This window comes from Psychrobacter sp. Ps4 (assembly GCF_022129285.1).
Taxonomy (GTDB): domain Bacteria; phylum Pseudomonadota; class Gammaproteobacteria; order Pseudomonadales; family Moraxellaceae; genus Psychrobacter; species Psychrobacter immobilis_A.
The window spans coordinates 48274-55639 of record NZ_JADQAK010000024.1 but is presented as its reverse complement, the minus strand read 5'-3'; the positions used below and the strand labels follow the sequence as shown (position 1 = coordinate 55639).

5 protein-coding genes and 1 pseudogene are annotated in these 7366 nt (G+C 39.6%); 3 read left to right on the top strand and 3 right to left on the bottom strand.

From position 1 onward, the window contains the following. Positions 1-231 precede the first annotated feature (231 nt). From I3252_RS12545 to I3252_RS12535, 3 genes and pseudogenes are all read right to left on the bottom strand, one after another. On the bottom strand, positions 232-1218 hold the full coding sequence (locus I3252_RS12545) for a tetratricopeptide repeat protein (RefSeq protein WP_238035444.1): 987 nt from the start codon (positions 1216-1218) through the stop codon (positions 232-234). Between the two features lie 58 nt (positions 1219-1276). Then, a pseudogene (locus I3252_RS12540) lies at positions 1277-1660 on the bottom strand (transposase family protein); the annotation flags it as partial. Positions 1661-1668: 8 nt separating this feature from the next. Further along, the gene (locus I3252_RS12535) at positions 1669-2109 is read right to left on the bottom strand and encodes a transposase family protein (RefSeq protein ID WP_238035442.1); all 441 of its coding nucleotides are present in this window, start codon (positions 2107-2109) and stop codon (positions 1669-1671) included. 83 nt (positions 2110-2192) lie between these two features. On the opposite strand from I3252_RS12535, the gene I3252_RS12530 reads away from it, so the two are divergent. The 3 genes from I3252_RS12530 (at position 2193) to I3252_RS12520 (ending at position 7118) form a co-directional block, all read left to right on the top strand. After that, positions 2193-3269 carry an AraC family transcriptional regulator gene (locus I3252_RS12530; RefSeq protein ID WP_238035441.1) on the top strand — a complete coding sequence of 359 codons (1077 nt, stop codon included), beginning with the start codon at positions 2193-2195 and terminating at the stop codon, positions 3267-3269. A 217-nt stretch (positions 3270-3486) separates the two neighbouring features. Further along, positions 3487-5820 carry a TonB-dependent receptor gene (locus tag I3252_RS12525; protein ID WP_238035440.1) on the top strand — a complete coding sequence of 778 codons (2334 nt, stop codon included), beginning with the start codon at positions 3487-3489 and terminating at the stop codon, positions 5818-5820. Positions 5821-5849: 29 nt separating this feature from the next. Then, on the top strand, positions 5850-7118 hold the full coding sequence (locus tag I3252_RS12520; RefSeq protein ID WP_238035439.1) for an MFS transporter: 1269 nt from the start codon (positions 5850-5852) through the stop codon (positions 7116-7118). Positions 7119-7366: the final 248 nt, after the last annotated feature.

The window sequence follows — 7366 nt, the reverse complement described above, 5'->3', positions numbered from 1 at the left end:
ATTAATACGCTTAGTTTACCAAGTTTACTTGTACGGTTTCTTCAGCATAGCTCAGTAATGCTAGAATCATTCATTTTAAGATATACCTACACCGAACCAATCAGGTTCGGTTCCCTAGTGAGGACTTGAATCTTTGGCTGTAGGCTAGGAGTATCACGGTTTAAAATCTCTGAATTGGTTGCAGTGTACTTCATGGTGTACATAACATTAATTTTTTGAGCTTAAACTGACTTAATTTTGATTTAGTTTCCTATAGTTATTACAGCCTTCTTGTTGCCCATTTTCACAAGCCTTACCAAACCAGTTCTTTGCTTGAGCATTATCTTGATTAGCACCTACACCATCGCGATACATCGCACCAAGATTGTTTTGAGCAGGAGCATATCCCTGATTAGCGGCTTTTGTATACCACTTAAAGGCTTGAAAGAAGTCTCGGCCTACACCGTGACCCATGTAATACATCACACCAAGATTATATTGTGCATTAGCATTTTCTTGATCAGCTGCTTTTCCAAACCATTTTAGAGCCTGTGAAAAATCTTGTATCACGCCATTACCCTGATAATATATTGCACCTAAATTAGCTTGTGCAGGAGCGTATTCTTGATCAGCTGCTTCTGTATACCACTTAAGTGATTGCGACAAGTCTTGCTCTATACCATCGCCTTCGTAATACATTGCGGCTAAATCATTTTGTGCAATGACATATCCTTGATTAGCAGCTTTTGTATACCACTTAAGGGCTTGTGGAAGGTCTCGGTCTACGCCATTGCCTTGGGTGTACATTAAACCAAGGTTATACTCCGCTTCGGGAAAGCCTTGATTGGCTGCTTTCGTATACCACTTGATTGCTTCAGTGTTGTTTTGATGGACTCCTTCGCCTTCACGATACATTACACCAAGATTATACTGTGCCTCAGGAAAATCTTGATTAGCCGATTTTATATACCACTGCGCAGCTTTGGCATAGTCTTGATGAACGCCCTCTCCTGTATCATACATCCAACCCAAATCGAATTGTGCTTCTGCATCGCCCTGTTCGGCTAATCTCTGTACGTCTTCAGCTTTATTTTCTGTCTCTATTTCCTCAATAACTATTTGCCCCTCAGAAGCTTCGTTTTTGGTTTCACTTTGAATTTTCTGACAGCTCGTAAGCGTAAGAGGTAATAAAGCAGTAGAAAAAAGGAGGGCAACTAATTTAGTTTTTTTGAAAATCATATATTTGATTCACTGGTAGAAAAAGTGTTGAATAAGTACATTAGACCTCTTGTAGAAGTCACAGAGCAAGTTCGAAATTAACAAGACCTGCAAATAGTTTCATTCTTAGATCATAACGCTGGCGACGATTGCGATAGCGCTCAGCGACAATTTTAAATAGTTTAACCAACCCTATTTTATGCTCAACCAAAATACGAAACTTAGCTAGATAGTGGTTGGCTTTTTTGGCAATATCGATAAGTAAACCACCTTTAGGTTTTTTAAAAGGGGTGAAGGCTTGCTCATGAAGCTTAGTAATGCCCTGATAGCCACTATCTGCCATGAAGCACGTATTTTTAGGAAGCCACTTTGGCAAGCTGTCTTTGTAGAGTTTAAAGTCATGCACTGAGCCTTTAGAGGTTTGAACACCAAGTATCAGACCCGTTTTCCAATGCACAATAAGCTGTGCCTTTAAGGTATGTCGCTTCTTTTTGCCACTGTAGTAGTCGCTTTGGTTTTTTTTGGACGTTCAATCGGGGTCTCAGTGGCATCAATGATAACCGCTGACCAATTAGTATCGTCAGGCTCACCGCGAGGTAGTTTCCTTGGTAAGTCAAACTGACCTGAGCTTATCAGAACATTCTCTACTTTATGAACGATGCGACTGGCTGAGGATTCATGAATACCAAAGTCCATGCCAATATGATAAAGCGTTCGATACTCACGCCAATAAGTCAATGCTAGTAGTATCTGAGACTCTAAGCTAAGATCGCTTGGACGGCCTGATTTTCTCTTGGTGGCTTCGTGCTGTTGCATGGCTTCTAGCATGGCTCTAAAGGTAGCCTTTTGAATACCAGTGTAGCGCTTAAAACCAGCATCACTTTGTTTAAGTAGTTTCGTTATGTTTGGCATATTTATTAAGTAAGTAGAGTTCAGTAATATACGTTGTGTCTTAAAACTACTTTTGCAAAAGGTCTATTATAAGAAGAGATAAAATGAAATATGTGTTTGATAAGCAATTAGAAATGATTAATGACTGGTGCATGGTAAAAAATGTACAGCGGTTTAATCAGTTAAGTCAAATCATTTATATTGATAAGTCTATTGGTGATGGCTACTTTGAACGTTATGATTTCGGTAGCATTGGTCTATCACGGGTCAATTGCTACTTTCATAGAAATCATCAATTCATTAATCCTAATTGCCAAACCAGTTATGTTTTATACATTGTTTTGCAAGGGAGCTATGAATATCAGCTAGACGACAAAGTGACTATAGAAGAAAAAGTAGGAGTAAAAGCAACAGTAAAAACAGAAGTAGGAACAGAAGCAAGGCAGGTAAATAGAACCAAGCTAAAACAGTTTGAGCAAGTAACGATAAATGCGCCTGCCATTTGGTTAATAAAAGGCGATTTAGGGAGATTGAGCACAATTATTAGCGCTAAAGAAGACATTAAAGCCTTATATATTGAGCTAGATAAAGACTTTGTTGGTAAATTAGCCACACAAATAGAGCAGCAGACAGATGCCAATAACTTAATCATATCCAAATTAATGACTATGTCCGATTCGTCAATTCTACCTTTAAATCTGACTACCAAAGCGGCAAATTTTGTAATGCAGGGCTGGGAGGTTTATAACACGCCTAGTCCCACTGATGATATTAAATTTATGGCACTACAAGGACAATGCTTAACCTTTACGAGTTTATTATTGAAACAATGTATTACTGAAATAGGCGGGGCTAAAGTACAGGCTCTTAATTCTGCTTATCAAGCCAAACTGCTTCTTGATGAGTTTTACAATAAGAATTGGACGATACGAGAGCTTGCGCAAAAAACAGGCACAAATGAATGTTATTTAAAGGCCGACTTCAAGAAATTAACGACTCGAACGATTGGTGATTATCGAACTCATAAACGCATGCAGTTAGCCATGAAACTATTACAAGAGAGACAAAAAATTGCTCCAATTGCTAATCAGCTTGGTTTTAGTAGTACTCAATATTTTCGTCGGGTGTTTTACAAGTTTTATGGCTATATGCCGGAATTAATATATGATAAATTGATATAAATCAGTAACTTTCCCGATTTTATTAAAAAATTACGTATAGTCTAAAAATTTGTGTTAACTTTGTAATTGATATTGATTATCATTAACATTGTTTTTCATTTATGTTACTTTGGATTTATATATGTTGCCTAGCAAATCATCTTCCCTTCAATATTATCTCAGTGACCGTCATCTCAGTAAGGATATCAAAACGACTAAAAAATTTAATGCTTTATATATGCCCTCCTTATATCTAGCGCCATTACTCAGTTTATATATTCCTACCACAGCATTGGCAGCCCCATATGAAAATAGCCTGTCCTCAAATGTGCAAACCTTTAATGCGGAACAGTTTGCTGAGAGGAAAGAGGTCGCTGAACAAAATAATGGTATTAATGAAATGACATCTGATGACATGCCTACTGTCACCCTTGATGCGATTACTGTTAATGCTCGAGGTATTGAAGAAGACGAGTTAAAGACCCCCTTTGTGGTTGATACGATTGACGCGCAAGAAATTGAAGACAAGCAATATGTGACGGTAACAGATGCTTTGCGAGATGTACCTAGTATAGATATCCACGATGGTGGTAATGTGGGCTACTCGACACTATGGATGCGTGGTACAGGCTCGTTAAGTATTACCAGTCTTGATGATAATTCTGTTGATGTCCGAATAGATGGTATCAGTAATGGTAAAACGGGATTGGCACGAAACTTAATTGATGTTGAAAAAGTTGAAGTCGCAAAAGGTCCTCAAGGGACAATATTGGGTTCAAGTGCTGAGGCTGGTGGTATCATTATCAAAACCTTTGACCCATCAGATTATACAGAAGGCAGGGTCAGTGTGGGTGTGGGTAATCATAATCTTAAGCGTGGCGAGGCGATGCTAAATCTACCTATAACGGATAATGTTTCTTTTCGCATTGCAGGTATGCTGGAGGAACGTGATAATAGTCTGATAAAACGAGAAGATGGCAAACCGCTTAATAAAAAAGACAAACAAGGCATACAAGCCAAGTTGCGTTGGCATGATGATAACGAAGACAATAATGTCGTCTTAACCGCTTATCATGATGAGCAAACCAATAATGTTCCTGTCCTACAAAAAGATTTTGATACTTATAAAGTTGCCACGTTTAATCTACCACATGAAAATACAAACACCGCTAAGGGCATGAATTTAGTAGTGAATAGTACCGCTTTTGATTTTGCTGATATAGAGTCAAAAACAGGTTATCACCATTATGATAGCGATATTCTGCGCCCCTACCTACCGCCAGAGATGTTGTCCCTACAATTCAGCGGATACCGAATTCCAGAAGACCAACAGCCCATATTCAGTGAGGTTCTTACCCATCCTGATAACAATCGTCAATACTTAGAGGAATCGATTAAACAGGTTTCGCAAGAAATAACATTGGTCTCTAAGCCAGAGAGCGAAGTCCAGTGGGTCGCAGGACTCTACTTCGCAAACAAAGATAGGGTGTGGAAAAACGATGCCCGAATGAACTTAAATGACATGCCAGATGGGTTATTGAAAAACAGCACTCTTGGTAGTGCGAACAACGCAATTACCGATAAAACATTTGATACTCAGACGAAAGCCATATTTGGTGAAATAACGTATCCTGCGACCGAAAGTCTAGATGTGATAGCAGGGCTACGTTTGGCAAATGAAGAGCAAACACACGATGCCGTTTGGCAAGGCAATGATAATAACCCATTGGGTAATGATGTAAAAAGTGGCAGTAAAACGCTGGAGGACACCGCAACGACGGGACGCTTTGGTTTGAGCTATGCTATAAGTCCTAATTGGCGGGTATATGCGCTACAATCACGCGGTCATAAGTTCGGTGGGTTTGCCGATTATGACAATAACATGGCTTATGGTAACCCCCTTGCATATTACAAGCCGACGACAATTGATGCCTCTGAGATTGGTACAAAATATCGCAGTGCAGACAATCGCTTAAATTTGGGGTTGGCACTTTATCGTAACAAAATGAAAGACGACCATATGAGCGTAACAGCCTCACCTCCTGAATATAAAAGTGAAACGTTCAACGTTGATAGCCGTAGTCAAGGTATCGAGCTATCCGCAGATTGGCGAATGACCAATAATTGGCAGATAAAAACCCAACTTGCCTACACCGATGCAAAGGTCACTGATGCTAGCGAAGTACCACCACCCGCTAGTCCGGGGATGTTACCGCTAACGGCAGAAGATAACCACATGCCACAAGTGCCAAAATTCAGTGGCAGTATTGGTATGCAATACAACGATGATTTACTGTTTACATTGCCAGTATTTGGTAAAGCGCAGTGGTTCGCTGATGCAAAATATCGCTACGTGGGTGACCGTTATGCGCAAGCGTACAATGGTATTGAGCTTGAGAGTTATGGTTTGGTTGACGCTAGTCTAGGACTCACCAGCTACAACCACGAACTAAGCATTTGGGGTAAAAACTTAACAGATGAACGCTACGAGCATATAAAAATATATCCGATGAATGTTGGTATATTAGGAACTGATAGAAGCTATGGTCTTAAATATAGTTATTACTATTAAGACTGTCACTACTATTAAGGTAACAACAGATGAAAATATCTTCCAATCGCAAGCCTTGGGTTTTGCTTGCCAGTATTTATATCACTCAGTATATCGGGCTGGCTTTTATTTTTGCCTCTTCCGTTGCCATCATGCGTGACATGAAGATGCCATTAAATAAAATTGCTTTATTAAACTTCATTGCCTTACCGTTATTACTGAAAATACTTTACGCACCGTTTATAGACCTTATTCGACCCTCATTTATGCACAGACAGTTACAAGGGCGTTATCGCAGTTGGTTACTTATAGCGCAGTTTTTAATGATGATTTTATTGGTTATCATCGGTATGCTAGATATTGCGACACAGTTTAGTCTAATGATAGGATTAATGCTTGTTTATGCTTTGGCCGTGAGCGTGCAAGATGTTGCGGTAGATGGCCTTGCGAACAAAATCTTTAGTAAAAATGAGCGGCAACGAGCAAACAGTGTGCAGTTCTCTGGTAATCTTGTGGGTAATATTATTGGTGGTGGCCTGATACTTATGGCATATCCTTGGCTACAATGGCAAGGGTCACTGCTTGTGCTAGCGTTATTAACAAGTATCTCATGGTTACAACTGCTGCGTTATGTAGAGCCGACAATAGAGTTACCAGACAATGCTGATACCCGCACAGCCGCTACGCAGTTTGTGCAAAAGACGTCTTTAACGCGCTCGTTAGTTATCTTATTAGTCACCATGTGGCAATTTATAAGAAGTAATCTGGCATGGTTTATTTTATTAGTAATTTACCCTGTCGGATTTAGTGCCGGTTTTACCCTATTGAATCCAATACTGGTGGATGCGCACTGGACGTTTGCAGATATAGGTTTTGTGACTAAAGTATACGGTTCTGTGATTGGGGTGATTTCTGCGCTTAGTGCCAGTCTTCTTATTGACAAAATGGGCCGAGTTAAAACATTGCTCGTGTTAACGGTAGCGCAAGCTTTGGTACTGATGTTATTTTTACCTCTAAGCTATGGTTACACCAATAAGCTTATGGTATATAGTGCAGTGACCACCTACTTTTTAGTAAACCCTGCACTCATGGCGACTGTTGCCACAATTGCGATGGATAAAGCCAGCCTAAAATCTGCCAAAGCCACGTTCTTTACCTTGCAACTGGGTACTTTTTCTTTTATGGGCTTTGTTTGTGCAGGTGTAGCGATGACGGCAGCCAATACGTTTGGCTACAGCAAAGTGCTAATGGCAAGTATCTCTCTCACCTTCATCATTGTCTTATTTATGCGCGCAAAACAAACCATGTTTAATAGCTAGATCTCAGTCACTTAATCTAGGGCGTGTCTTCATTTACAATTTATGGGCTAAAAATGGCTATATTACTGCCAAACTTTGTCTAATTCGTAGTCAATATGTCTATATTAACTGCGAAATTATTCGCGTTTGACAACAATCTATCTCATTTTTATCTCTATAATCCAATTGGAGACATGCCCTAGACAGACCCTAGTCTTAATCAACCTTAAAAGTGATACACGGCAGATAATTGCAAGTACTACAGTAGT